Origin of the sequence: Xanthomonas sp. 3058 (assembly GCF_014199765.1) — a bacterium.
In the GTDB taxonomy this organism is placed as follows: Bacteria; Pseudomonadota; Gammaproteobacteria; order Xanthomonadales; family Xanthomonadaceae; genus Xanthomonas; species Xanthomonas campestris_B.
Genome location: NZ_JACHOF010000011.1, coordinates 39,740 through 66,093, shown reverse-complemented (window position 1 = coordinate 66,093; position 26,354 = coordinate 39,740). Strand labels below are relative to the sequence as shown.

Below are 26,354 nucleotides of genomic sequence, written 5' to 3'. Positions count from 1 at the left end.
CATCACCTCGTTTTGTCCTGTCGATGCCTAGGCTTTAGCTCCCCAATCCCTAGGACACGTCCATGCCTACTCTTCGCATGCGTATCACCGGCACCGACGACGACGCGCGTGCCATCGCCAATCTGTTGCAGAGCATCGACGGCATCGAGCACGTCGAAGAGGTCGATGATCTGATGCCGCACCTGGATGACGACGATTCCAGCTCGGCCGGTCTGTCCGACGACGAAGGTCCGGGCAGCCACGAGTTCGAAGTGGAGGCCGGCAACGAAGCGACCGCACAAAAGGTGCGCGACGCGGTGCAGGAACTGGCGCTGCAGCTGGACGTATTCGTGGAATACGAGTTCGACGAGGGCTAAGCGCAACGGCGCCACTGCGTTGGCATGGGTGCATGCAGTCGCTGCCTTGCTGCCTCGCTGCCAGGCAGATCTCCACGGTCGCAGCGTCGCTGCGCCGCCTGTTTTCGCAAGGCGGCAGCGGCATCCAACGCCTGCGACATTCGCCTTCGAACACCGAGCGGCTGACCGGTATTGCCGGCCAGCCGCTCGGTAGTTCAGGGCATCCTGCGTCGACGCGCGCGCCAGCGCCACGCCTGCAACAGCAGCCAGCCGGCGATCAGCGCCAATACCGAAACCGGCAGCAACGCTGCAACCGCGCGAATGACGAAGGCCACGCTGGAAGAAAGATCCTGGCCGAACTCGGCCGCCGCTTCGGCGATCTCTCCCCTGCCCTGCTCGCCGCTCGTGCTGCGGAAGTTAAGCGTCAGCAACTGGGTGCGAATACGGCGCTGTTGTTGCGCCGCCTGTTGTTGCGTCTGTTGCGATTCTGCCTCGATCTCGGCAAGACGCTTGGACAACGCCAACAGATCGGTCACTGCCAGATCGCGGCGCTGCTGCAATTCCAGCAGGCGCGCATGTTCTTTTTGCAGCCGCGCCTGGGCTAGCCCGGTATCGGCAATCTGCTGCGCCAGATCTTCGGCGCGGGTGCTGCGTGCGGCAACATCGCCATCCTGTCCGCCCAGTTGCACCAACGACTCGATTCCCTCCGGCACCACACGCACGCTCACGCTGCCGCTGGCGTTGCGCCCACCTTCCTGCTCGACCGACAACAACGTGCAAGTGCCGACCTGCTCGCTTTGGCATGCATTCCGCACCGCAGCGATGCGCTCGGCGATCTGGCCGGCAGGCAGTTCGATACGCACGTCATGCTCATAGGCCAGCGCATTGCCTGCAGACGCCGAGAGCTGTGGTACTGCTGGTAATGCAGGTAATGGTGCCGGTGCCGGCGCCGCGCCGCCGCCATCGGCGGCCATGTCCGCGTGCTGTCGCCCGCAACCGCCCAGTGCCAGCCCAAGCAGCAGCAATGCCGCATACCGCTTCACGTCCCGCCGGATCGGCTGCCTGCCTTGTTCGCATACGTCGTGCATGGTGGTCCTCCTTGGAAAGCCGTCACTCCAGGTGAGTGACGGAGAAAACAGAGCGATACAGCCGCAGAATGGATGTGTGCGGCGCACGTGCCATCGGCATGGGCGAGCCCTATGTCAGGATTCTGCCACGGACCGCATCGGCCTGACCGCGCCCATCGGCTGACTGCATCGCCCGAAAGCGCGTCACCACCGTTGAACGGCATGCATTGATGCTCGGCAGTGCGTGGCCTGCACCAGGCCTGGCCGGAAGAGACGGGCGCGGCGCGCAACCCAGCCACGGCGGCGCGCCATCGCCCGCTCGGCCCAAGGCCACCGCGCGCCTTTGACCGATGGCAGGTGCGGACAGAGGCGCAGATGCCTATGCTGGTGGATTGTTTCCATCAGGATCCACGATGCGTCAACGCCTGCTCGTCCTCGCCCTGCTCGCCGGTCTCAGTGCCTGCCAGCAACAGCCCGAATCACCGCGCGCCAGCAGCGCCGATGCCAGCAGCCAGAAGGCGCAGACGCCGGACGCACGCTTTGCGGACCTGTCCAGGCGCGCCCTGGACACCTGGATGCAGCTGTCGCCGGTCACCGCCACCCAGACAGGCGACCACCGCTTCGATACGCAGATCGACGACCTCAGCACCGCCGGGCGCCAGCGCAGCCTGGATGCCGGCAAGAAGCTGCTGGCCGACCTGGATGCGATCGACGTCGCCACGCTGTCGCGCGAGAACCAGGTCGATGCCGCCATCCTGCGTAACCAGCTGCAATCGGAAATCTGGAACACCGAGGTATTGCAGAGCTGGGCGTGGGATCCGCAGGTCTACAACGGCCTGGCAGGCAGCGCGCTGTACGGACTGATGGCGCGCGACTTCGCACCGTTGCCCGAGCGCCTGACCTCGGCCACCCAGCGCATGGAAAAGATTCCCGGCATCTTTGCGCAGGCGCGCGCGAACCTGGACCCGGCACGCGTGCCGAAAATCCATGCCGAGACCGTGGCCAAGCAGAACAAGGGCATCCTCAGCATCGTCGACACGTTCATCGCGCCCAATATCGCCCAGCTCGGGCCGATTGAAGCGGCGCGCGCGCAGGCGGCCATCGACAACCTGCGCAAGGCCGTGACCGAACAGCAGACCTGGCTGGACACCGTGCTGGTGCCCAATGCCAAGGGCGATTTCCGTATCGGTGCGGAAAAGTACGACCAGAAGCTGAAATTCGCGCTGCTGTCCTCGCTGTCGCGCGCCGACATCAAGCAACGTGCCGAATCCGAACTCAAGCGCGTGCGCAGCGAGATGTACGGCATCGCGCGCACGGTGCTCAAGGACACGCCCGGCGCACCGAAACTGCCCGCTGCCCCCAACGACGATCAGCAGCAGGCTGCGATCGAGGCGGCGCTGGAACTGGCCTATGCCGAGAAGCCGGCCCGCGACAAGGTGGTCGATGCCGCCAAGGCTGCGCTGGCGCAATCCACCGAATTCGTGCGGCAGAAGGATCTGATGACGCTGCCCGATTCGCCGGTGGACATCATCCTGATGCCGGAATTCCAGCGTGGCGTGGCGGTGGCCTATTGCGATTCGCCCGGCCCGCTCGACAAGAACCTCAAGACCTTCTACGCGGTGTCGCCGATTCCCGACGATTGGAACGACAAACAGGTCGATTCGTTCCTGCGTGAATACAACACCCGCATGATCCAGCTGCTGAGCATCCACGAGGGCACGCCGGGCCATTACCTGGAAGGCTGGCACTCGGCCAAGTTCCCCTCCACGCTGCGTGCGGTGCTGCGCTCGGGCATGTTCGCCGAGGGCTGGGCGGTGTACACCGAACGCATGATGCAGGAACAGGGCTATCTGGATAACGACCCGCTGTTCCACCTGGTGCAGCTCAAGTTCTACCTGCGCACCATTGCCAACGCCATCCTCGACCAGGGCGTGCAGGTGGACGGCTGGGACCGCGACAAGGCGATGCACCTGATGACCCACGACACCTTCCAGCAGGAAAGCGAAGCCTCAGGCAAGTGGGTGCGTGCGCAGCTGTCGTCGGCACAGCTGCCGACATACTTCGTCGGCGTGCAGGAACATCTGGATACGCGCAAGGCGGTGCAAGAGAAGCTGGGCAAGGACTTCAACCTGAAGGCCTACCACGACCAGATGCTGTCCTACGGTGCGCCGCCGGTGCGCTTTGCGCGCGAACTGATGCTGGATCAGCCGATCAAGTGATCGATCCTTCTCGCGCGTGCGGGAGAGCGGGCTACTGCGGCGTTTGATGCATCCCCCCTTCTCCCGCACGCGGGAGAAGGTGCCCCGCAGGGGCGGATGAGGGCGCGAGCGAAGCCTGGTGTACTAAACACATACGCACCAGGCTTCGCCGCACCCGCACCCCAACCCCTCTCCCGCACGCGGGAGAGGGGCTAGATGTCGACTTCCTACGCCCGCGTGCGACCGCCCTTCTCTCGCATGCGGGCACTCGCGCATCGTCCCCCTCATCCATCCGCCGCAACGAACCCTCCGGTTTGCCGCGCCCACAAGCGTGCATATAGCCCGCCCTGTGCGATCAGTTGCGCATGCGTTCCCGTTTCCACGATGCGACCGGCATCCATCACCACTAATCTGTCCATGCGCGCGATGGTGGAGAGGCGGTGCGCGATCGCGATGACGGTCTTGTTGCCCATCAATGCGTCCAGGCTGTCCTGGATCGCCGCTTCCACTTCCGAATCCAGCGCCGAGGTGGCCTCGTCCAGGATCAGGATCGGCGCGTCCTTCAGCAGCACGCGCGCGATGGCGATGCGCTGACGCTGTCCGCCGGACAGCTTGACCCCACGTTCGCCCACATAGGCATCGAACCCGCGCCGGCCTTCGCCATCGACCAGCGTCTCGATGAAGCCTTCCGCGCGTGCCTTGCGTACGGCGTCCATGACCTGCGCGTCGCTGGCCTGTGGGCGGCCATACAGCAGGTTCTCGCGGATCGAGCGATGCAACAACGAGGTGTCCTGGGTGACCAGGCCGATCTGGCCGCGCAGGCTTTCCTGCGTGACCTGCGCGATGTCCTGCCCATCGATGAGAATGCGGCCCTGCTCCAGGTCGTACAGCCGCAACAACACGTTGACCAGGGTTGACTTGCCCGCGCCCGATGGCCCCACCAGGCCGATCTTCTCGCCTGCGCGCACCTGCAGATCCAGCCCGGCGATCACGCCCCCGCGTTTGCCGTAATGGAAATGGATGTGTTCGAACTGCACCTGGCCGCGCGTCACCTGCAGCGGCACCGCATCCGGGGTGTCCTGCACGTGCACCGGCTGGGAAATGGTCTGCATGCCGTCCTGCACGCTGCCGATGTCTTCGAAGATGCCGTTGACCGTCCACATGATCCAGCCGGACATGTTGTGGATGCGGATCACCAGCCCGGTCGCCAGCGTGATCGCGCCCACGCTGATCTGCCCGCGGTTCCACAGCCACAGCGACAACGCGCAGGTGCCTACGATGAGGAAACCGTTGGCCACCGCAATGGCGGTATCCATCGCGGTGGTCACGCGCGTCTGCCGGCGATGTTTCACCGCCAGCTCGTCGATCGCATCGCGCACATAGGCTTGTTCGTGGCCGGCATGCGCGAACAGCTTGAGCGTGGAGATATTGGTGTAGCCATCGACGATGCGGCCGGTGGCCTTGGAGCGCGCATCCGATGCGACCCACGCGCGCGCCTTCATGCGCGGCACGAAGAACGCCATCAGCGCCACATACACCACCAGCCAGAGCAGCAGCGGCGCCATCAACCAGGGGTCGGCCTGCGCAAACAGCCACAGCGCGCTGCCGGTGTAGACCACGATGTACCAGAGCGCATCGACCATCTGCACCGCCGATTCGCGCAGCGAGGTGCCGGTCTGCATCACGCGGTTGGCGATACGCCCGGCAAAGTCGTTGTTGAAAAAGCCCAGGCTCTGCCGCACCACGTAGTTGTGCATCAACCAGCGCGAGCGATTGCTCAAGCCCGGCACGATCGCCTGGTTGACCAACAGATTGTGCAGGCCGGTGAACAGGGGCCGCGCCACCAGCGTGATCGCCGCCATCCACGCCAATTCGCTGGCATGACGACGGAAGAAGTCCGGTCCCGGTCGCTCGGCCAGCATGTCCACGATGCGACCGAGGAAGTCGAACATCGCCACTTCCACCAGCGCCAGCAACAGCCCAGCGATCAAGGTAGCCAGCAAAATCGGCCACAACGGCCGCAAATAATGCAGATAGAACCGCCATACGCTACGCGGCGGCATGTCCCGCTCGATGGGCGGGAAAACATCGATCAGGGATTCGAACCAGCGGAACATTGCAGACACTTTGTAAAACCGGGCGATCAGGCTAGCCGATCGGGCGTCAGACTGCTGTGGCGCCGCTGACAGGGCGCCTGCACGATTGTGCGGCCGATACGCGTGGAAGCGATGCGCGCAACAACCGCAAGACCGTCACAGTGACCCGCCACAACCAGGCTCATGGCGCTAACCCGACTATCCGAGGACGACACGGCGCTGAGGCCAACGCGCCCGATGCATCAGGCAGCTGGCGGCGCTGACCCACCGCCCGCCCTCGTCCATCCGACGGTTGGCCGCCCCCTGTGCGACGCGGCCAACCGCAAGTCGCAACCAGACAGCCAGGTGCATGCAGCCGGCGCGGACCAGCACCGCACTGGGAATACATGCCGATTCCGGACGCAGGCCACGTGCGCGTGACGGTGCGCGCAGTGATTGCCGTCACGCGCTGTTACGCGCGGACACGCGCAAGCAGGCGATTGACCTCGGCCAGATCGAACTGGCCCGGATCGAAGCGCCCACCCAAGGTGGCCAGCTCCTGCACGTGTTGCGCATGATCCGGGTCGGCGATGATCTGCAGCAATGTCTGGTAGTGCGCAATTCCCTCGCTGTTTTCCGGCGGGCAGGCATTGGCACCGTCCACGCAACGGGCCACACGCACGTCCGCATCCGGCGGCAGGATCGCCTCGACCTGGATGCGATGCTGCCAGCCAGCGCCGGCGCCGTAGAAATAGTCGAACCACTCCAGCTCGCCCACCGCACTTTCCACGGTGACGCGGGCGGCATGCTTGAGCCGTGGCCGGTCCGGCATGTCCAAACCGGACTCACCATAGCGGCCGCCGCCCAGGTCGAATTCGTAAGGATGCGCACCGTTCCAGCCCATCACCGGCTGCAACACCCGATGCAGCGTGGCCAGGCGCAGCGCCCCCGTCACCAATACGCGACGCCAGATCAACGGCGCGCTATGCACCAGCGCCACATGCAGCTGGTACACCGACGCGGGCGCGGGCACCACCTGCTGTGCGGCTTTCTTTTTTGCCTTGGTCATCGTGTCTTGGTCGTCTATCGCAGTCGCCAGTATGGCGCGAGCAGCCTGCGCCTGCATCGCGGTGACATTGTCAGGCGCCAACGACGCGGAAGGCCTGCCCACACCATCGCCGCCTGCAGCGCGATGCGGTATGCCGCTGGAGCGGTGATGGACGATGCCGCAGACCGTAGCGCCAGCAGCATCCAGCACACGCCACAGAACGCCCTCGCCGGCCCGGCCTCACGCAGCACCAGCGCCACGACCCGGCAAGCGCAGGCCGAACAGCAGGTCGTACAGGATCGGAATCAACCCCAGCGTCACCAAGGTGCCCAAGGCCAGGCCACCGATCATGGTGATCGCCATACCGGTCCACAGCGGGCCGGCAAACAGCATCAGCGGGATCAAGCCGACGATGCAGGTGAGCTTGGTCATCACGATCGGGCGCAGGCGCTTGACCGCTGCGGCAACCACCGCCTCGCGGCGCGGCAGGCCATCGGCCAGCTCGGCCTCGATGCGTTCCAGCAGCAGCACTGCGTTGTTGACGATGATGCCGGCCAGCGCCAGCAAGCCGAAGGTGGCCATGAAGCCGAACGGATACCCGGTGATCACCAACGCCAATGCTGCACCGATCAACACGAACGGCACCGCCGACAGCACGATCAACACCTTGCGGAACGAGTTGAACTGCCACACGAACAGCAGCAGGATCGCGCCCAGTGCGTGCGGCATGTAGTGCAGCAGGGCCTGATTGGCCTCGGCAGAATCCTCCAGCTCGCCACCGATCTCCAGCCGATAGCCGGGCGGCAGCTTGAGCGCGGCCATCGGTGCCGACATCCGCTCGACGATGTCGGTCGCGGTCAAGCCTGGATTGCGTGCGGTCACGGTGATCGCACGGCTCAGGTTGCGCCGCTGGATCGCCGAAGGCTCGCTATCGCGCAGCACCGTGGCGACCGCCGCCAACGGCACCGGCGCACCACCGGCCTGCGGATACACCCAGGTGTCGCCCGGTGTGCCGTCGGCGGCACGCTCCTGCGCACTGCCACGCAACACGATCGCCACCGAGCTGCCATCATCGCGCAGCAACGAGGCGTCCACACCGCTGTAGCGGGCCTGCAGCGCCTGCGCGACGTCCTCGCTGCTCACGCCGGCACGCCGCGCCTTGAGCTGGTCCACCTGCACCACATAGCGTGGAATGCGCGCCTGCCAGTCGTCCTGCACATCCACGGTGCCCGGCACGGCGCGCAGCGCCTTTGCAATGGCAGCGGCACTACTGCGCAGCACCGCCTCATCGGGACCGACCACGCGATACACCGCCATGCCGGCTTCGGTCGCGCCCAGCGAAAACCGCTTCGGTTCGGCGCTTACCGTGGGGAAATGGCTGCGCACCTGCGCACGTGCACGTGCAATCACCGCATCGATGTCGGTGCCAGGGCGCACGCTCACGGTGAAATACGCCATGTTGGCCGCAGGCAGTGGGGGATTCAGGCCCAGCACGATGCGCGGGCCACCGTCGGCGACATAACCGATGCTGTCCACCACCTCCGGGTTGACCCGGCGATCGGCCAACCAGCGACTCAGCTCACTCACCGTGCGCAGGGTTTCACGCGCATCGCTGCCTGCCTGCAAGGTCACCGGCATCTGGAACTGCAGACGATCGGACTTGGGCAGAAAATCGTAGGGAATCGACACCAGCACCGTGACCGCCACCGCCAGCATCACCACCATCCCGGCGATGAACAGCGCCTTGTGCATCAGCACGCGCTCGATGACGCGGCGGTAGCCACGATAGAACCGCGACGACGCCTGGTCGCTGCCGTGCGCGACGTGCGCCTTGGCGAAATACAGGCACAACAGCGGCGTCACCGTGATGCTGAGCAACCACGAACCCAGCAAGGTCACGCCGAGCACGGTCGCCAGCGAGCGCAGATATTCATTGGTGCTGGTCTGGCCGAAGAAAAACGGCGAGAACGCCAGCACGATCACCAACGAGGAGGTCAGCAACGGGGTGGCCAGGGTGCGGCCGGCAGCGATGCAGGCCTGACGTCGCTCTTCCCCGGCAACCAGACGGCGCTCGATGTCTTCGGCAATCACAATGCCGTTGTCCACCAGCAAGCCGAGCGCCAGGATGATCGCCGCGATCGACACCGTCTGCAGCTCCACGCTCAGCACACGCATGACGATCAGCGAGGCGAAGATGGTCAACGGCACGATCGCGCCGACGATCAAGCCGGTGCGCCAGCCCAGGAACAGCATCACCACCGCCATCACGATGACAATCGTCTCGCCCATGACGTGGTGCATCCTGCCCATCTCGCGCTCGACCACGTCGGCCTGGAACGTGACCACATGCTGCGCGAACCCTGCGGGCAACTGGTGCGCGGTCTCCTCCAGTTTGGCGCGCAGCGTTTTTCCGAAGTCGGCGATGTTGCTGCCGGGCTTCATCGCCACCGACACCACCACCGCCGGCTGGCCCTGGTAGATGGCCGCGCGTTCCGGTGGGTCGGCCGGCATCACCTGCACCTGCGCCAGCGTGCCCAATGGCACCTCGCGCACACCATTGGCGTTGGGTGTCGGCAAGGTCAGCAACAGGTTCTGCAACTGCGCAGGCGTGCGTATCTCACCGGAGGTCGCAACCGTCATCGCCAGCCCCGACACTGTGGCCTGCCCGCCGGAGGCCACCACATTCTGCGACCGCAACTGCGCCATCACGCTGGCCGGACTCAGGCCGGTGGCCAGCAGCCGCGCGCGATCGAACGACACATACACGCGCTCGTCCTGCAGCCCGTACAGCACCACCTGCTCCACGCCGGGCAAGGTGTACAGCTGCTCGCGCATGCGCCGCAGCGGCGCACGCATCTCGCTCATCGAAAAGCCCGGCGCCGTGACCGCAATCGAGGCCACCGACACCCGGCCGAAGTCGTCGTCGATCGACGGCCCGAGCGTACCCGCGGGCAGTTGCGCACCGGCCTCGGTCGCCTTGGCGCGCACGCGCTGCCACAACGCCGGCAGATCCTGCACATCGTCATAGGCGGTCAGCTGCACGATCGCGCTGCCGGGCCGCACCGTGGTCACGATGCGCTTGATGCCTGCCAGTTCGCGCAAGCGCTCTTCGATCGGGCGCGCCAGCAAGGTTTCCACCTGCTGGCTGGGCATGCCCGGAAACGACACCGACACGACGGTATCGCGGACGGTGACCGACGGCTCTTCCTGCGAAGGAAAGCCGAGAAACGCCACGATGCCGCCCACCAGAATCAGCACTGCCGCAAACAACGTCAGCCGGCTCGACGTCATCGCCATCCGGGTCAGCATCATGGCGACTGCACTCCGCCCAGCTGCGTTTGCGCCTGAAACGGCATCACCGGCTGACCATCGATCAAGAAGCCCACGCCCGCGCTGACCACCTGTTCGCCTGCCTGCAACCCGCGCTGAACCTGGATCCGGCCGCCGACGATCGACCCCAGCTCGACCGCGCGCTCGACCACGATCCGTTGTGCCGGCCGATAGACGAACACGCTGGCCTGTTGGCGATTGAGCCTGGGCAATACCGCAGACAGCGGCACGCTGGGCGCGCCTGCGGCATGCGCAGGCAACTGCAGCAAGACGCTGTCGCCACTGCGCAACCCTTGCGGCGCGCGCGCCACCTCAAGGATTGCCAGCGCGGTGGCGCCGTTATCCAGCCGGCTGGACACGCTGCGCAGGCGCAACGTCAACGGCGCACCGGGCTGGCCCGCCAGCGTGGCCTGCACGGTTTGCCCAGGCGTCAGCCCGGCGGCGGCAACCGGCGGCAGATTGGCGAGCAATTGCAGATGCGCCTGCCCTTCGAGCTGCAACACCGCCTGCCCCGCCGCCACATCGGCCTGCGGTTGCTGCAGGCGTGCGACCACACTGCCGTCGAACGGTGCGCGCAACTCGCCCAGGCGCGATGCGCGTCGCGCCAGCGCCAGGTCGGCCGTTGCCACCTGCAGCTGCGCGCCGGCCGCATCCGCCGCCGCGCGTGCAGCGGTCAGCGTGGCCGCAGAGCTGGCGCCATCGTCGAACAGGGTTTGCTGCTGGCGCAGTTGCAGCTGCCGCTCGCCAGACTGGGCCATCGCCGCACGCAGGTTTGCCTCGGCCTGCTGCTGGCGCAACTGGATCGGTTCTGCATCCAGACGCGCCAGTACCTGTCCTTTCTGCACGCGATCGCCTACATCCACCAGCAAGGCGGCGATGCGTCCGCCGCTCTCGAATGCCAACTCGGCGCGTTGTTCCTGACGCACCATCGCCGGCACCTGCAACCATCCGTCGTGACCGGCACCGAAGCGTTCCAGCTTGACCGCCCGCGGTGTCTCGGCAAGCGGTGCATCCGGCTGGCTGCAGCCGGCCAGCACGAGCACCAGGCTGCACCACGCCATGCTGCGAAAAAATTGCTTCATCACGCTCTCCCCTGCCAGGCGCCGCTCAGCGGCTATAGGTCACTGCAAACGTGCCGCCGACGAAACTGCGGCGTGCAACCAACGGGCTGTCCTCGGCGTTGTCGGCATAACGCGTTCCAGTCACGCCCACCGTGGTGGCCCAGTGATCGCCCAGCGAATGCGTCCAGCTGCTCCCGACCGCAGCGGCGTACACACCCGAGCCGGCATTGAAGCCTTGCAAGCGCGTGCGCGCTGCCTGCACATCGGTGACACCGAAATACGCCTGATTGAAACGACGGTCACCGGCATGCACGTCGAGATCCAACGTCACCGTGTCGCTGGCGCTGTGCAGCAGGGTGAACTCCACCCCGGCGCGATAGCGGTTGCGCCGCGCGTCGTCCTTGAGCGCAAATTCGGCTTCCGCGTTGACGTTGACGTACGGGGTGATCCGCTGCATCACCAGCGTGCGCGCCGTGACCGATCCCGGCACATCGCCCATGCCGGCCAACACCCGCGAACCCGGACGCCAATCGCTGTCGCGTTGCAGCCGGCCCAGGTCGTAATACACCGATTGCGACACATAGAAGCCGGAATTGCTCTGGAATTGCAGACCCGCGCCACGCGCGGTATCGAAGAACATCATGCCGCGCTGGACCACCAGCACCGGGTTGGCCTGCACGCGGGCGCGCTCGGCGCCGGCATAGCGCGGTGCCGCAACCGCTGCTGCGCCCACGGTGATATCGGTATGGTCGCCCAACAGCCGCGAGCGACCGGTCAGATCGGTCTGCGCGTGCGCAAGGCACGGCAGCAACAGGCTGGAAGCGAGCAGGCAAACGTGCAGGGTGGCGTGACGACGCAGTTGCGTGGAACACACAATGGCCATGAAAATCTCCGTCAGCGATCAAGAAAGGGATGGCAGGCAAACGCCGTAGAACGCCTGAAACAGCGCGATCCGGCTCAGCACGCGTTGGCGTGCGGTGGTCAGGTAGTCCAGTTGCGCCTGCGTCGTGCGCAGGCGCTCGGTCAACAGCGTGGTGCGATCTTCCAGGCCTGCGTCCACACGCCTGGCCATCCGCGTCACGCGTAACTGCTCACGCTCGGCTTGCGCATGCGCACGTGGTTCGGAGTCGGCCAAGGTGGCGTGTGCGTCGAGCGCATCGGCAACCTCGCGGAAGGCGGATTGAATCGCCTGCTCGTACGCCGCGACATCGGCACGCTGGCGCACCTGCGCCAGCGCAAGATTGGCGCGGTTGCGGCCGCCATCGAACAACGGCAGGTTCAATTGCGGGCTGAAGCTCCACATGCCGTGGCCAGCAGAAAACAGGCCATGCAAGCCGTCGCTGGCGGTGCCCACGCTGCTGCTCAAGGTGATCGACGGAAAGAACGCAGCGCGCGCGGCGCCAATATCGGCGTTTGCCGCGCGCAACTCCAGTTCCGCTTGCTGGATATCCGGGCGTTGCAGCAGCAACGACGAATCCAGCGCACGCCATGCGGTGCTGGGCGTGTCTGCGGCAATCAGGCTCTGCAGATCGCCGGGCACCGGCGCGCTGTCGTAGCCGGCCAGCAACTGCAGCGCACGCAACGCCGCCGCGTGGTCGTCGCCCCCCTGCAATGCCGCGACATGGGCCTGATCGGCCTGATGCTGCTGACTATCGCGCTGGTCGCGTGCCATCAGCCCGACCTGGTATTGCTGCTGTGCCATCGCCAGCAGCGCAGTGCTGTCGGCATCCAGTGCTTGCAGTTGCTGCAGCGCCTGGGCGCTTGCCCGTTCGGCGACATAGGCGCGCAGCACCTCGGCAATCAGCGCGCCACGCGCCGCATCGCGCCCATGGGTGCTGGCCAGATAACGCTGCCGCGCCGCCTCGGACATCGCCTGCAGCTTGCCGAAGAAATCCAGCTCGACATTGCCGATGCCGGCGTTGGCGACGACCAGATCCTGTTGGTAGCGCGCGTCCAGGGCCGGATCGTCGAAACGCTGCCGCTGCTGTTGTGCGCTCACGCCGATGGTTGGCACACGCGCCGCCCGCTCGATGCGGTAGTGCGCCCGTGCCTGCTCCACCTGCAAGGCGGCGCGACGGAAGTCGCTGTTGTGCGCCAAGGTGCGTTGCACCAGCGGCTGCAGATCGCGATCCGGCGCGAATGTCTGCAGAAATACGCGTTCCTGCAGATTCAGCTCGATAGCCGCCGGCGTGTTCGGTGCCGCTGCGGCCACCGCCTGCTGGCTGCCGAAGGTCCCCGGCACAGTCACCACCGGTCGCTGATAGGTGGGCGTCAATGAACAGCCGCCCAGCAACACGGCGAGTGCTACAAAACGCAGGGCGCGGGAACAACGATGCGCGGTCATTTGTGGAATCATGGTGTCGGAGCACACGAGCCAATCTCGACCGACATCCTCGACCTGCAGCGTCCAGGTTGTTTTCGGGAATTGTCCAGATTTGATCGAGACGACAGGGCAACACGCCATGACAGGCAAAAAGGTTCTGCTGGTGGAAGACGATGCGGACAGCGCCAGCATCCTGGATGCCTATCTGCGCCGCGACGGCTTCGAGGTGGCCATCGCCGGCGACGGCGAGCGGGCGATTCAATTGCATGGCCAATGGGCGCCGGATCTGGTGCTGCTGGACGTGATGCTGCCCAAGCTCAGCGGCATCGACGTGCTATCGGCGATCCGCCGCACCAGCGACACACCGGTGATCATGGTGACCGCCATCGGCGACGAACCGGAGAAACTCGGTGCACTGCGCTATGGCGCCGACGATTACGTGGTCAAGCCGTACAGCCCCAAGGAAGTGGTCGCGCGCGTGCATGCGGTACTGCGCCGAAGCGTGGTGGTGCGTGCGCCGGGCGAGCCGTTGCGGCACGGCCGCCTGAGCGTGGACCTGGCTGCAGTGGTGGCCACCGTGCAGGACGCGACCGGCGATCAGCTGGCACTCGATCTGACCCCGACCGAATTCAACCTGCTCGCCATCCTGCTCAAGACGCCGTTCAAGGCCTTCACCCGCAGCGAATTGCTCGACGCCTGCCTGCCCGACAGCGATGCACTGGAACGGGTGGTGGATTCACACATCCACAACCTGCGCCGCAAGCTCGAAGTACACGGCATTACCGGCGTACTGGTCACCGTGCGTGCGGTGGGATATCGCTTTCAATGACGGCCCTGCGCCGCTTCGACGCGTGGCGGCGGCAGGCGCCGCTGTGGATATGGGTCGGCCTGCGGATGAGCGCGTTGGCAGTGGTGACCGTGGTGGTGATCGCCTTCGGCATGTGGTGCTATTTCAATCTGCGCGACAGCCTGATCCTGGGCAAGCTGCCAGCGGCTGCACGCGCCGAAATCGAACAACTGCGCGAACAGCCCGTTGCCAACCAGGCACGTCTATGGCAACTGTTTCAGCAGTACTACGATGTGGAAAATTTTCTGCCAGGGCTCGCCAACCCGGATTGGTGGATGCTGGGCGCCATGGTGACCGTTTCCATCCCGGTCATCGTGCTCTTCGGCCTGCTCGCATCGCGTCCGTTGTCGCGGCAATTCTCCCAGGTGGCCAATGCTGCCCATCGGGTCAGCGACGGTGATTTCGGCGCACGCGCGCAAGTGGTGTCCGGCGCGCCCGACGAGCTCACCGCATTGGCGGACGACTTCAACGCCATGAGCGGCAAACTGCAGCAGTACGAACGCGAACTGCGCGAATCCAGCGCGATGCTGGCGCACGAATTACGCACCCCGCTCAACGCAGCGATGGGCCGAGTGCAAGGCATGCTGGACGAGGTGTTTCCGAGCGACCCAGAACAGTTGCGGCTGGTGCATCGCCAGCTGGAACAGATCAATCGCCTGATCGGCGACCTGCACCTGGTCTCGCTGGCGCGCGCCGGCCAGTTGGTGCTGGCGCCGGATAGCGTCGATCTGCACGCGTTGATTGCCGAGCGGGTGGAATGGGCCGGCCCGACGATCCACGAGCTGCAGATGACGGTCACCGTTCCGGCGCCGTCCGGGCAACGCGTGCGCGCCGACCGTCATCGGCTGGGCCAGGTCTTTTCCATCCTGATCGACAACGCGCTGCGTTACGCTGCCGCAGGCAAGCTGCTGGAGATCGAGGTGCACCGCGAGGGCGCCAGCGTGCGGATCACCCTCGGCGACCGCGGCCCCGGCGTGGAGCCTGCACACCTGCCGCATCTGCTGGACCGCTTCTGGCGCGCAGACAGTTCACGCGCGCGGCATTCCGGCGGCAGCGGCCTGGGCCTGGCGATCGCCTCGGCCATCTGCCAGGCGCACGATGGCCGCCTGGTGCTGAGCAATCGTCCCGACGGCGGATTGCTGGCCAGCGTGCAATTGCCACTGTCGCCCTGACCTAGCGTCCAGCGCCAGAACGTGCCTGGCGATCGACGCCGGTGCGCGCCGTCAGTGCCGCTGCAGGCTCGGCACCGCATCGGTCACGTTGGCGTGGCGACGCATGATCCAGTTGAACAGCGGCGTGGCCATCAGCGTCGACAGGATCGCCATCAGCACCAGTACCGAGAACAGGCCCTGCTCGATCACCCCGGCCTGCAAGCCGATGTTGATGATGATCAGTTCCATCAGGCCACGCGCATTCATCAGCGAACCGATCGCCATCGCGTCGCGGTTGTTCTCACCGGTCGCACGTGCGGCGGCCCAGCAGGCCACGCCCTTGCCGATGAACGACGCGGCCAGGATGGCCACGCCAGCCAGCATGATCTGCGGCTGCAGCAACACGCTCAGCTGGGTCTTCAAACCCGAATAGGTGAAGAACATCGGCAGCAAGAACACCACCACGAACGGCTGCATCATCGCGCGCAGTTTGTCGGTCAATGCGCCCTTGGGCAGGCATGTGCCAAGCAGGAAGCCGCCGAACACCGCATGGATGCCGATCGCATCCATCATCCAGGCGCTGAGGCAGAACAGCATCAGGATCACCGCCAGTACACCGTTGCCGAGCGGTTGATCCGGCACCACATGATCGGCCAGACGGCGCAGCAGATGACGGCCGACGAACAGCATGAACAACGCATAGGCAACGCCGCCGCCGATGGCCAGATACGCACTGCCCCAACTGCCACCGAAACTGGCCAGCACCACGGCCAGGATGCACCACGCTGCTGCATCGTCGAACGCACCGGCGGTCAATGCCAAGGTGCCCAACGGACTATTGGTCAGGCCGCGCTCGTGGATGATGCGCGCCAGCATCGGGAACGCGGTGATGGCAATCGCCGCGCCCAGGAACAGCGAGGCTTCCATCAACTTGGCCTTCTCCGAGAACAGGCCATCGACGTTGATCAGCCACGGACACATGGCAAACGCCAACGCGAACGGCACCGCGATCCCTGCCAGCGAAACGCTCATTGCACTGCGATAGCGCGCGCGGAAATGATCGCCACGGAAGTCGGTACCGACCAGGAACATGTACAGGCCAACGCCGAATTGCGCGAACACATACAGCACGTCCATGGTCTGCTTGGGAAACAGCGCCGCCTGTACATCCGGCAGCAAGAGGCCGAACAACGACGGGCCCAGCGCCACGCCGGCGATCATCTCGCCCACCACCTGCGGCTGCCCGACGCGCTTGGCCAACAGGCCCACCACACGGCAGATCAGCAGGATCACCGCCGCTTGCAGAAAAAAGTAGACCGACATGTGTGGAGTGGTCATGCGTGCGACAACATCCTCGAAAAGTGCGCGGATCATAACCAGCCGTGCCGGTGCGCGATAGCTACAGGTAAGCGCCGCAGGGACACGGCGCATGTGGCAGAGGCGACGCATGCCGGATCAGACGGCCCCGACAGGAACCACATGCGTGACCTGCCCGCTCGGGCATGCGCCGCGCCACCGAACGCGAACGACGTCATCCGCCTCGATCGCGCCGGCCGCACGTCCCGGCCGCTCACCCGACGCCACCATCCGCAGCACGCGCGGCACGGTGGCGACCGATCAGGGACGCATCACTTCTTCGCCGCCTGCTCCGCCACCACCGGCGTCAGCACCAGATCCTGAAAGTCGAAGCTGAAATCGGTCAGTGGCGAGACCGCCTGCATGCGCATCTCACGCACCGCGCCATCCGGGGTCAGCGTGAAATTGACGAACGCATCGGCATTCAAGGAGCGGTCGTCCCAACGCACGATGAAGCTGTCGTGCTGCCAATGCTCCAGCGTGCCGACCAATTGCGCGGTCTTGGCGAACTGCAGCCGCAGGCGCTTGCCGTCCTGACGGATCACCACATCGCCGTACCACGGGTCGCGATAGGTAGCCGCATAGCTGCGCAACGGCAACGACGGTGTGGAGCGCGCCATGCGTGCGTCCAGGTGTTTCTTCCAGCTGGCATCGGCATCGCCGTCGGCCTTGTCCACCGCCTTCGCATAGGCCGCGGTCCAGTCGGTGGCAGGCACCTGCAAGAACGCATCCAGCACCTGCAAGGTCACCGCATTGAAGGCCGCACCGACTTCCTGGTTGGTCAGCACCACCACGCCCAGCTTCTGGTCGGGCACCAGCGTCAGCCGCGACACCATGCCGGGCCAGCCGCCGGTGTGCCACACCAGCCGATGGCCGCGATAATCGCTCAGGCTCCAGCCTTCGCCGTAGCCGGCGAAGTTGGGGCGTGCTGCCTGCAGCTCCGGCACCGCTGGGTCGGCAATCGCGATCGGCGTGATCATCGACCACATTTCCTGCTGCCGTTTGGTACTGAACAGCGGTGTGCCATCGGGCAAGATGCCGCCGGCCAATTGCACGTTCATCCACAGCGCCATGTCGTGCGCGCTGGAATAGATGCCGCCGGCACCGGAGTTGTTGGACCAGGTCAGCGGCGCGACCGTGCGCAGCTCGGTGAAGTCGTACTTGGCATGGCCCACCGCCGCGTTGTCGCCGGGCTGCAGATGGTCCGCATTGAAACGCGTGCCGCGCATGCCGACCGGGGCGAAGATGCGTTGCTGCAGAAACGCCGCATACGTCTGCCCGGAGACCTGCTCGATCACCTTCTGCGCCACCGCGTACAGGATATTGTCGTAGGCGTAGCGATCGCGGAAACCGCCCTTCAACGGGACCTTGGCAAGACGCTGCACCACTTCGTCGGTGCTGTAGCTGGTGGTCGGCCAGAACAGCAGATCGCCTGCGCCCAGACTCAAGCCGCTGCGGTGCGCCAGCAGATCGCGCACGCGCATTTCGCCACTGACATACGGGTCGGACATGCGGAACCACGGCAAGTGATCGATGACCTTGTCGTCGAGCGAGAGCTTGCCTTCATCGGCCAGGATCGACAGCGACGCAGCAGTGAACGCCTTGGTGTTGGAGGCGATGGCGAACAGCGTATCGGCCTGCACCGGTGCAGGCTTGCCGCTCTCGCGCACGCCATAGCCGCGTTCCAGCACCACCTGGCCATCCTTGACGATGGCCACCGCAAGGCCGGGCACATCGAACTGTTTGCGCACGCGTTCCATCTGCGCATCGAACTGCTGCATGCCGGCGGGCAGCTCCGCCGCCTGCGTTGTCGTCACCAGGGTCGCCAGCATCAGCGCGCCTCCACTCAGCCATCGGTTCAAGGTCACTGCCAGATCCTCATGTGCTTGATCAATTCGATCCGCCGGCGCTGTCCAGCGACAGCGACAGCGGGGACACCAGCACGCCGTTGGCGTCGGCGTACAGCCAATGACCGGGCACGAACGCCACGCCGGCAAAATTCACCGGCACATCCACCTCGCCCAGATCGCGCCGCTCGGTCCGGCGTGGGCAGGCAGCCAGCGCCAGGATGCCAAGCGGCAACGTGGCCAGAATCTCCACGTCGCGCACGCAGCCGTGAATCAGCACGCCGGCCCAGCCATTGGCCACCGCCTGCATGGCGATCTGATCGCCCAGCAGCGCATGCTTCAACGAGCCCTGTCCGTCCACCACCAGCACGCGCCCGGCGCCTGGTGTGGAGGCCAGCTCGCGCACGCGCGAGTTGTCTTCGAAGCAGCGCACCGTGCAGATCGGCCCGGAGAACGCGGCGCGCCCGCCGAACGGGCGGAACAGCGGCTCGGCGATGGTCGCCTCGGGAAAGCGGTCACACAGATCGGGCGTGGTCCAGGTCATCGATGTGGTCTCGGGTGGCTGGCGCCCATGGTAGCCGGCTGCGGCGCGCATGGTTCGCCTGGCGGTGGTGCGGGGTTCCAAGCACTCGGGAACCCGCACGAGACCGCCACTGGCCTGCACGGCACGGCACGGCGCATCGTCCCGACGGGCGGCCTGGGCCGGTCGGCGCAGGAATGCCGCAGATACGATGCGCTCGGCATCGCGTGGGCGTCGCGGCGCTTGCCGCTCGGCCAGCCCGCGGCGCGTATGTGGCATTGGGATGCATGGTGTTGGCATAGAAATGGTGTGTGCCGATGCTGGTTCAATGCAATTCCGGGGCAACGACGCTGCTGCGGTGGCGATGGCAACCACCTCCATGCGTGGCGCGCTTGTACTGGGTGATGCGTCACCGCGAGGCGTGGCACCGTCAGCGCTGACCGCCGATCTCGGCGACGCAATCCAACGATGCGCGGTCCCCGCTGCCGTTGCCCCGCTGTCACACTCCCATCAAACAGGCGTGCGCACCCTGATGACCGTCTTCACCCCATTCGATGCCGATCGCAAGCGCGGCCGATCGGCATGCTTCCACCTTATCGAGTGCCACGGCAATGACTGATCTGTTCGCTTCCGCATCGCCAGTGCTCGACGGCATCCATGTCGGCATCGGCGGCTGGGTGTATGCGCCATGGCGCGCCGGAATGTTCTATCCGCAAGGCCTGGTGCAGCGCCGCGAGCTCGCATACGCAAGCCGCCATGTCACCGCGATCGAAATCAACGGCACGTATTACGGCGCGCAGAAACCGACCACGTATGCGAAGTGGCGCGATGAGGTGCCACCCGGATTCGTGTTTTCCGCCAAGGCGCCGCGTCGCATCACCCAGTCGCGCAAATTGGCCGGCACCCGGACGCAGGTGGAGGATTTCATTGCCGGCATCGTCGAGCTCGGCGACACGCTCGGACCGCTGGTGTGGCAGTTCGAGCAAGGGCATCGGTTGCAGGCAGACGATCTGCACGACTTTTTGTCGCTGCTCCCCAGACGCGCGGGCACGCATGCGCTGCGCCATGTGCTGGAAATCCGCGACCACGAGGCGGTCGATGCATCGCTGCTCGGCCTGGTGCGTCATCACCGGGTAGCCACCGTGTTCACCGACTCGGAGGTGCACCCCTCGTTTGCCGACCTCTCCACCGATTTCGTGTATGCGCGCCTGATGCGCAGCCAGGCGCGCCTGCATGCCGGCTACACGGCGCCGGCGTTGGCACGCTGGGCCGAACGCGTCCATGCCTGGCGGCGCGGCGAGGATGCCGCCGATCTGCCGCACATCGATGCCACAACGCAGACCACCCGCATGCCGCGCGAGGTGTTCGTGTTTTTCATCAGTGCCGCGAAAGAGCGCAACCCGGCCGCCGCGATGGCCCTGCTGCAGACCTTGGACGCGCGGTAGTGCTGTTGCCTGGGCGTTGACCCCAGGCATGGCTGCGCAGTGTCGCCAGCACTGCGCCAACCGCGCCGACGTGTCGGACGACAGCCGATGGCCGCTGCAGAACACGCGTGCACGATGCTGGTTGCCAACGGTAGGGCAGTGGCGCGCATCCAGGCTTTTTGGCGACAATGGCCTATGCCCATGACCGACCTGCGCAAGGCGCAACTGCAAATCCATTTCTGTGTCCTGCTGTGGGGAATCACGGCGATCCTGGGCAAGCTGATTACGCTGCAGGCATTGCCGCTGGTGTGGTGGCGCATGTTGATCGTGGTGGTGGCGCTGGCCTTGGTGCCACGCGTGTGGCGCGGGCTGCGCAGCTTGTCCGCGCGGGTGGTGCTGGGTTATTGCGGCATCGGCGCACTGGTGGCGCTGCACTGGCTCACCTTCTACGGCGCGATCAAGCTGGCCAATGCCTCGGTGGCAGCCACCTGCCTCGCATTGGCGCCGGTGTTCACTGCGGTGATCGAACCGTGGGTGACGCAACGCCCGTTCCGCCCGCGCGAACTGCTGTTCGGGCTTGCGGTCTTGCCGGGCGTGGCGCTGGTGGTGGGGGGAGTACCCGACGGCATGCGCGCCGGTGTGGTGGTCGGTGCGATTTCTGCCGTGTTCGTCGGGCTGTTCGGCTCACTCAACAAACGCATGGTGACCCACGCCGACCCGCTCACCGTCACCGCACTGGAACTGGGCGCCGGCACGCTGACCCTGACCCTGCTGGCACCGGCCATGCCGTTGCTGCTGCCATCGCTGCACGGCGACCTGCTGACCATTCCCAGCCTGCACGACGGCATCCTGCTACTCGCACTGTCGCTGGCCTGCACCTTGCTCCCGTTCGCATTGGCGCTGGTGGCGCTGCGCCACCTCAGCGCGTACTCGGTGCAGCTGGTGACCAATCTGGAACCGGTCTACGCCATCGTGATGGCGATCGCCCTGCTAGGCGAACAACGTGAGCTGACGCTGCAGTTCTATCTCGGGGTGACGATCATTCTCGGCGCGGTGTTCCTGCACCCGGTGCTGGAACGACGACGCAAGATCGTGCACCCGGAACTGCTTGGCACCGCCGAGGCGAAAAACATCGTCGAGTAAGCCGCACGGCACCTCACAACAGCCGCTGATGCGCCCGGCAGGATGGCCGGCGGCAAGCGGGATCGCTACGCGTTCCGCTCGCATGCGGCCCTACTGCAGCGCCACCACCTGATCGCGCCCACCTCGCTTGGCCGCGTACAGCGCCTGGTCGGCACGTTTGATCACCGCATCCACGCTTTCCTGCGGATGCAGCGTGGCCACGCCGATACTCACCGTGACCGGCAATGCACTCACCATCACCGCCACGCTCCGGCGCAGGGACTCGCAGTGCACCCGCGCCTGCAGCAAGTCCACATTGGGGAGCAGCAGCATGAACTCCTCACCGCCATAACGCGCGATCGTGCCGGTGCCGGCCACCTGCGCACGCAGCAGCGCCGACAGCTCGCGCAACACCACATCGCCCTGGTCGTGCCCATGCAGGTCGTTGACGGTCTTGAAATGATCGACGTCCAGCAACGCCACCGACAACGGCTGACCGGCGGCACGGGTCTGCTCGGTGGCTGCCGCCAGCGCAACCGAAAACGCCCTGCGGTTGGGCAGGCCGGTCAATGGATCGGTCCGGGTCTGCTCGACCAGGTCGGCATTCAATGCATCCATGGCCGCGTAGTAGCCGGCCATCTGCTGCTCGTACCAATCGCGTTCCTGCAGTTGCTGACGCAGTCGCTTGCCGGCCAGGCGCAACTCCAGCAGATGCGCGGCCTGCCGCGACAACGCCTGCAAGGCGGTGCGCTGTTCGTCGCGCAGATGCGCCGGGGTCTGGTCGAATACGCAGAGCGAACCCAGCGCCATGCCCGCGCTGGTGATCAGGGGCGCACCGGCATAGAAGCGCACGCCGGCGCTGCCGGTGACCATCGGGTTGTCGTGAAAGCGCGGGTCGAGCAAGGTGTCGTCGACCATCAACACTTCATCCGGGCGCAGGATCGCATGCGCGCAGAACGAGATGTCGCGCGGCGCCTCGCCGCGTGGCGCGCCATGCGCAGACTTGAACCACTGGCGTTCTTCGTCCACCAGCACCACCGCCGCCATCTGCGTCTCGCACAGGGTGGATGCGATCATGGTCAGATCGTCGAATGCGCGCTCGGCCGGCGAATCCAGCACCTCGTATTGACGCAACGCCGCCAGCCGCTCGGCCTCGTTGCCCGGCAATTCCGGTTTGATCACCCTGCCCGCCCCCTGCTGGCTGTTTGCGGCAGAAGTATGCGCGAGCCGTCCGGCCCGGACTATCGGGATAGCCCGGACGGCACCACGCGCCATGTCGCCTACGTTCAGCCACGTGTGGGCGCGGTTGCTACCAGTCGGTGCGCTGCGGCAGCAGGCCGCGCAGTTCCGCATCGCTGAGATTGCGCCATTGCCCCGGCTTGAGCGCAGCCAATTTGATGTTGTCGATCCGCACCCGGCGCAACTGCGTCACGCGATAGCCGAACTCGGCCGCCATCAGGCGGATCTGCCGATTCAGGCCCTGCTCCAGCACGATGCGGAAGCCGAATTTTGCAATGCGCGCGGTGCGGCACGGCAGCGTGGTCTCGTTGTGGATGCGCACGCCGCGCGCCATGCCGCGCAGGAATTCGTCGGTGACCGGCTTGTTGACCGCGACCAGATATTCCTTCTGGTGGCGGTTTTCCGCACGCAGGATCTCATTGACGATGTTGCCGTTGCTGGTCATCAGGATCAGCCCCTCGGACTCCTTGTCGAGCCGGCCGACCGGAAAGATGCGCTGCTCGTGGCCGACGAATTCGACGATATTGCCCTTGACCGAACTCTCGGTGGTGCAGGTGATGCCCACCGGCTTGTTGAGCGCGATATAGACATGCTTGCGCCCGCCGGGCTTGCTGGCAGCGCGCGTGCGCAGCGGCTGGCCGTCCACCAGCACGGTGTCTTCCTCGCCCACCACCGCACCGGTACCGGCAGGCACGCCATTGACGGTGACGCGGCGTTCGCCGATCAGACGATCGGCCTCGCGGCGTGAGCAGAAGCCGGTTTCGGCGATGTATTTGTTGAGTCGGGTTGTCATGCGCCGATTATCGGCGATCGCGCGGGATCGCGCTTACCGGGCCGGGCACACCATGGCCGCCGCAGCCGGCTGCGCTCGGAGCGCGCACCGCAATCGTGGCGCTGACACTTCGCCCGAGCACCGCCGCTGGCCGCTGGCCGCTGGCAGCATCGGCGGCGGTGTCGATCACCGCGCTATCGCGATACCGCCAGCAACGCCAACGAGGGCTGCAGCAGATCGTCCAATGGACACGGCCGATGCAGGCTGAAGCCCTGCACCTGGCCGACCCCGGCCTCGCGCAGGCTGGGGATATCGGCCTCGGACTCCACACCTTCGGCCACCACCTCGATCCCCAGCGCCAGGCCCACCTGTGCGATCGAATGCACCGCCGCGCGGTCCACCGCGTCACGCGCGTAGTTGCGCAGGAAGCCGCAATCGATCTTCAACACGTCCACGGTGAATTGCTTGAGATAGCCGAACGAGGCAAGGCCGCTGCCGAAATCGTCCAGCGCCACATGGCAGCCGCGCGCGCGCACGCTCTGCACGAAACGCCGCGCATGTTCCAGGTCGCCGATGACGGCGGTCTCGGTGATTTCCAGGCATAACTTGGGCACCAGCAGCGGATAGCGGTCGAACAAGCCGCAGACCACGTCGAGAAAATCTGGCTGCGCGATCGATTGTGCGGACAGATTGACGTGGCACAGATCCAGCGCCGCCACGTGCAGCGGGTTGCCGGCCAGCTGCGCACACAGGCGTTCCAGCACATGCACATCGACCATGCGCCCCAGGCCATAGCGCTCCACTGCCGGCAGAAATTCGCCAGGGCTCAGCACGCATCCATCGCGTGCGCGCAGGCGCACCAGTACCTCGTATTGCAGCCGCCCGGGGTCGCTCAACACCTGGATCTTCTGCGCATACAGCAGCAAGCGGTCTTCGGCGATGGCCTCTTGCACCGCGCTGATCCAGCCACCGTCGTGGCGCCGATGGGCCAGCGCCAGATCGTGCTCGCCGAAGCAGCGAATGCGGTTGCGCCCCTCTTCTTTGGCTGCGTGGCAGGCCAGATCGGCGGCGGTCATCAGCACGTTGACATCGCTGGCGCCCTGGCGGATTTCCACCACGCCAAAGCTGCAGCTGGGCGTCAGCGGCCGCCCGCCCTGATGGCTCCACGGCTGCCCGAGCACGCCATGCATGCCCTCCAGCAGCGCCTGCGCCTGCGCCAGGTCGGTATTGGCCAGCAGAATCGCAAACTCGTCGCCGCCCAGCCGTCCCAGCCAGTCGCCCGGACGCAGCTGCATGGTGATCACATCGGCGAAATGGCAGAGGAACTTGTCGCCCACCGCGTGCCCGAAGGTGTCGTTGACCAGCTTGAAATGATCCAGATCGACGAAGCACAGCGCATGGCACAGCTGCGGCGATTGCGGCGGCTCGAGCAGACACCGCAGCCGGCGTTCGATTTCGTGGCGGTTGATCAGCCCGGTCAGGGCATCGTGGCGTGCGTGGAAGGCCACTTCGTCGGCCAGTTCGTGCGCCTGTGACACATCTTCGATCACCGCCAGTACCAGCGTCGGCTCTTCTGCGCCGGGCTCCACCAGCGAGGCGCTCCAGCGTCCCCACATCACCTCGCCGTCGGCACGCAGAAAACGCAACTCGGCCGATTGCAGCAACTTCGGCCAATCGATCACCCCCCGGCTATCCAGCGCGATGTCGTCCGGGTACATCACCTCGGCCAGCGTGCAGTCCTGCAGCTCTCCGGGGCGGTAACGCAGGATGTTGGCCATCGAGGCATTGGCATCGAGCACGCGGCCGTGCAGGTCGAACTTGACCATGCCCAGCGCCGCCTGTTGAAACGCGGTGCGGAAGCGGCCTTCGTGCGAGAGCAGATAATCGCGGATGCGGCGCATCGCCAGCACGCAGGTGGCCAGCACCAGCAGCAAGGTGACCAGGCTGAAGACCACCATCACATCGTGCAGCAAGCGCGCACAGCGGGTGAGCAACAGCAGAAACTGGTCGGCATCGCGGCGCATGCGTCCGTCCAGCAGACGCAGTTCGTCGCGCAGGGCCTGCAGCGCGCGCGGATCCGGGTGGCCGGTCGCGTGCACGGATGCGGCGCGGTCGGCCAGGCCGCTCAGGTGCAGGATATCGGCGTCGCTGTCCTTCCACAGCACGATCGCTTCGCCAAGGAACGGAAGCTCTTGCCCATAGCGATACAAGCGCACCATGTGCGGCATGTCCTCCCGGGCATTGCCGCCGGCGGCCAGGCCTGCGTAGACCGTCGCCCAATCGATCGCGGGCCGTTCGATGGCCACGCGGGCCGAGCGATCGCCCAGCGGCACGTCCAGCGCCCGGCAGGCCGCCTGCAGATCGGCCGTCTCGCCGCTGCCAAGGTACCGCTCAAGCCAGTACACCGCGCCCTGCTGGGCATTGGACCAGCGGCTCTGGCCGACGATCCAGGCGGTGGACCCGGACTGGATTTCGATCACCAGTGCCAAGATCACCGTCATGCTGACAGCCATGCCGATCAGCAATGCCAGGGGAAGTGTGAGCCAGCCACGCACCGTCTGCATGGTCTGCCCACCGCTGATGCTGCGTGCTGCCTGCGCCATTGTCATGCCCCCGACCGCCCCTATGCGATTCAGGCG

Annotated in this window: 19 protein-coding genes; 6 read left to right on the top strand and 13 right to left on the bottom strand. The window is 65.8% G+C overall.

The genetic code is table 11. The features are described from left to right. Nucleotides 1-62: 62 nt before the first annotated feature. Nucleotides 63-356: a hypothetical protein gene (locus GGR61_RS14265; protein WP_101361512.1), complete on the top strand. Its 294-nt coding sequence runs from the start codon at nt 63-65 to the stop codon at nt 354-356. Between the two features lie 194 nt (nt 357-550). Here the strand turns inward: GGR61_RS14265 and GGR61_RS14260 are convergent, their stop codons facing one another. Next, on the bottom strand, nt 551-1,390 hold the full coding sequence (locus GGR61_RS14260) for a DUF4349 domain-containing protein (RefSeq protein ID WP_184622225.1): 840 nt from the start codon (nt 1,388-1,390) through the stop codon (nt 551-553). A gap of 425 nt (nt 1,391-1,815) precedes the next feature. Between GGR61_RS14260 and GGR61_RS14255 the strand changes: the two genes are divergently transcribed. Beyond that, nucleotides 1,816-3,621, top strand: coding sequence for a DUF885 domain-containing protein (locus GGR61_RS14255; protein WP_184406703.1), 1,806 nt, complete (start codon nt 1,816-1,818; stop codon nt 3,619-3,621). A gap of 263 nt (nt 3,622-3,884) precedes the next feature. Here the strand turns inward: GGR61_RS14255 and GGR61_RS14250 are convergent, their stop codons facing one another. The 6 genes from GGR61_RS14250 to GGR61_RS14225 form a co-directional block, all read right to left on the bottom strand. After that, nucleotides 3,885-5,717, bottom strand: coding sequence for an ABC transporter ATP-binding protein (locus tag GGR61_RS14250; RefSeq protein WP_184622223.1), 1,833 nt, complete (start codon nt 5,715-5,717; stop codon nt 3,885-3,887). A 430-nt stretch (nt 5,718-6,147) separates the two neighbouring features. Continuing rightward, entirely contained in the window at nt 6,148-6,744 is a 597-nt protein-coding gene (locus GGR61_RS14245; RefSeq protein WP_184622151.1) for a plasmid pRiA4b ORF-3 family protein, read from the bottom strand. A 219-nt stretch (nt 6,745-6,963) separates the two neighbouring features. Continuing rightward, nucleotides 6,964-10,035, bottom strand: a complete 3,072-nt coding sequence (locus tag GGR61_RS14240) for an efflux RND transporter permease subunit (RefSeq protein ID WP_184622149.1) — start codon at nt 10,033-10,035, stop codon at nt 6,964-6,966. Beyond that, a complete protein-coding gene (locus GGR61_RS14235; RefSeq protein WP_184622147.1) occupies nt 10,032-11,138 on the bottom strand; it encodes an efflux RND transporter periplasmic adaptor subunit in 1,107 nt (368 codons plus the stop codon). Before GGR61_RS14235 ends, GGR61_RS14240 begins: the two co-directional genes overlap by 4 nt. A gap of 22 nt (nt 11,139-11,160) precedes the next feature. Continuing rightward, nucleotides 11,161-11,997, bottom strand: a complete 837-nt coding sequence (locus GGR61_RS14230) for a MipA/OmpV family protein (protein WP_184622144.1) — start codon at nt 11,995-11,997, stop codon at nt 11,161-11,163. An 18-nt stretch (nt 11,998-12,015) separates the two neighbouring features. Beyond that, entirely contained in the window at nt 12,016-13,470 is a 1,455-nt protein-coding gene (locus GGR61_RS14225) for an efflux transporter outer membrane subunit (RefSeq protein ID WP_184622142.1), read from the bottom strand. Between the two features lie 106 nt (nt 13,471-13,576). Between GGR61_RS14225 and GGR61_RS14220 the strand changes: the two genes are divergently transcribed. Together GGR61_RS14220 and GGR61_RS14215 are read left to right on the top strand one after the other, a co-directional pair. Next, nucleotides 13,577-14,266 carry a response regulator gene (locus GGR61_RS14220; RefSeq protein ID WP_184622140.1) on the top strand — a complete coding sequence of 230 codons (690 nt, stop codon included), beginning with the start codon at nt 13,577-13,579 and terminating at the stop codon, nt 14,264-14,266. Beyond that, nucleotides 14,263-15,456: an ATP-binding protein gene (locus tag GGR61_RS14215; protein ID WP_184622139.1), complete on the top strand. Its 1,194-nt coding sequence runs from the start codon at nt 14,263-14,265 to the stop codon at nt 15,454-15,456. The genes GGR61_RS14220 and GGR61_RS14215 overlap by 4 nt, the downstream gene beginning before the upstream one ends. A 51-nt stretch (nt 15,457-15,507) precedes the next feature. Here the strand turns inward: GGR61_RS14215 and GGR61_RS14210 are convergent, their stop codons facing one another. The 3 genes from GGR61_RS14210 to rraA all read right to left on the bottom strand — a co-directional run bounded on the left by GGR61_RS14210 (nt 15,508) and on the right by rraA (nt 19,182). Continuing rightward, entirely contained in the window at nt 15,508-16,773 is a 1,266-nt protein-coding gene (locus GGR61_RS14210) for a cation:proton antiporter (RefSeq protein ID WP_184622137.1), read from the bottom strand. A gap of 290 nt (nt 16,774-17,063) precedes the next feature. Beyond that, complete coding sequence (locus tag GGR61_RS14205) at nt 17,064-18,659, bottom strand: serine hydrolase (protein WP_184622135.1); 1,596 nt, start codon at nt 18,657-18,659, stop codon at nt 17,064-17,066. A gap of 22 nt (nt 18,660-18,681) precedes the next feature. Then, nucleotides 18,682-19,182: a ribonuclease E activity regulator RraA gene (gene rraA, locus GGR61_RS14200; protein WP_184622133.1), complete on the bottom strand. Its 501-nt coding sequence runs from the start codon at nt 19,180-19,182 to the stop codon at nt 18,682-18,684. 587 nt (nt 19,183-19,769) lie between these two features. Between rraA and GGR61_RS14195 the strand changes: the two genes are divergently transcribed. Both GGR61_RS14195 and GGR61_RS14190 read left to right on the top strand, forming a co-directional pair. Next, nucleotides 19,770-20,603: a DUF72 domain-containing protein gene (locus GGR61_RS14195; RefSeq protein ID WP_184622131.1), complete on the top strand. Its 834-nt coding sequence runs from the start codon at nt 19,770-19,772 to the stop codon at nt 20,601-20,603. Nucleotides 20,604-20,777: 174 nt separating this feature from the next. Further along, the gene (locus GGR61_RS14190; protein WP_184622129.1) at nt 20,778-21,725 is read left to right on the top strand and encodes a DMT family transporter; all 948 of its coding nucleotides are present in this window, start codon (nt 20,778-20,780) and stop codon (nt 21,723-21,725) included. Between the two features lie 90 nt (nt 21,726-21,815). Here GGR61_RS14190 and GGR61_RS14185 read toward each other — a convergent pair whose 3' ends face one another. The 3 genes from GGR61_RS14185 to GGR61_RS14175 form a co-directional block, all read right to left on the bottom strand. Beyond that, nucleotides 21,816-22,886: a sensor domain-containing diguanylate cyclase gene (locus GGR61_RS14185; RefSeq protein ID WP_184406690.1), complete on the bottom strand. Its 1,071-nt coding sequence runs from the start codon at nt 22,884-22,886 to the stop codon at nt 21,816-21,818. Between the two features lie 127 nt (nt 22,887-23,013). Further along, nucleotides 23,014-23,736 carry a pseudouridine synthase gene (locus GGR61_RS14180; protein WP_184406689.1) on the bottom strand — a complete coding sequence of 241 codons (723 nt, stop codon included), beginning with the start codon at nt 23,734-23,736 and terminating at the stop codon, nt 23,014-23,016. A 173-nt stretch (nt 23,737-23,909) separates the two neighbouring features. Continuing rightward, entirely contained in the window at nt 23,910-26,318 is a 2,409-nt protein-coding gene (locus tag GGR61_RS14175) for an EAL domain-containing protein (protein WP_184622221.1), read from the bottom strand. Between the last annotated feature and the right edge of the window lie 36 nt (nt 26,319-26,354).

What these genes read in the sequence shown, in the direction of transcription:
- GGR61_RS14210 (WP_184622137.1), bottom strand. Translation starts at nt 16,773, where the DNA reads ATGACCACTCCACACATGTCGGTCTACTTTTTTCTGCAAGCGGCGGTG.
- GGR61_RS14245 (WP_184622151.1), bottom strand. Translation starts at nt 6,744, where the DNA reads ATGACCAAGGCAAAAAAGAAAGCCGCACAGCAGGTGGTGCCCGCGCCC.
- GGR61_RS14225 (WP_184622142.1), bottom strand. Translation starts at nt 13,470, where the DNA reads ATGATTCCACAAATGACCGCGCATCGTTGTTCCCGCGCCCTGCGTTTT.
- GGR61_RS14190 (WP_184622129.1), top strand. Translation starts at nt 20,778, where the DNA reads ATGCCCATGACCGACCTGCGCAAGGCGCAACTGCAAATCCATTTCTGT.
- GGR61_RS14195 (WP_184622131.1), top strand. Translation starts at nt 19,770, where the DNA reads ATGACTGATCTGTTCGCTTCCGCATCGCCAGTGCTCGACGGCATCCAT.
- GGR61_RS14230 (WP_184622144.1), bottom strand. Translation starts at nt 11,997, where the DNA reads ATGGCCATTGTGTGTTCCACGCAACTGCGTCGTCACGCCACCCTGCAC.
- GGR61_RS14220 (WP_184622140.1), top strand. Translation starts at nt 13,577, where the DNA reads ATGACAGGCAAAAAGGTTCTGCTGGTGGAAGACGATGCGGACAGCGCC.
- GGR61_RS14255 (WP_184406703.1), top strand. Translation starts at nt 1,816, where the DNA reads ATGCGTCAACGCCTGCTCGTCCTCGCCCTGCTCGCCGGTCTCAGTGCC.
- GGR61_RS14240 (WP_184622149.1), bottom strand. Translation starts at nt 10,035, where the DNA reads ATGATGCTGACCCGGATGGCGATGACGTCGAGCCGGCTGACGTTGTTT.
- GGR61_RS14265 (WP_101361512.1), top strand. Translation starts at nt 63, where the DNA reads ATGCCTACTCTTCGCATGCGTATCACCGGCACCGACGACGACGCGCGT.
- GGR61_RS14215 (WP_184622139.1), top strand. Translation starts at nt 14,263, where the DNA reads ATGACGGCCCTGCGCCGCTTCGACGCGTGGCGGCGGCAGGCGCCGCTG.
- rraA (WP_184622133.1), bottom strand. Translation starts at nt 19,182, where the DNA reads ATGACCTGGACCACGCCCGATCTGTGTGACCGCTTTCCCGAGGCGACC.
- GGR61_RS14180 (WP_184406689.1), bottom strand. Translation starts at nt 23,736, where the DNA reads ATGACAACCCGACTCAACAAATACATCGCCGAAACCGGCTTCTGCTCA.
- GGR61_RS14250 (WP_184622223.1), bottom strand. Translation starts at nt 5,717, where the DNA reads ATGTTCCGCTGGTTCGAATCCCTGATCGATGTTTTCCCGCCCATCGAG.
- GGR61_RS14175 (WP_184622221.1), bottom strand. Translation starts at nt 26,318, where the DNA reads ATGGCGCAGGCAGCACGCAGCATCAGCGGTGGGCAGACCATGCAGACG.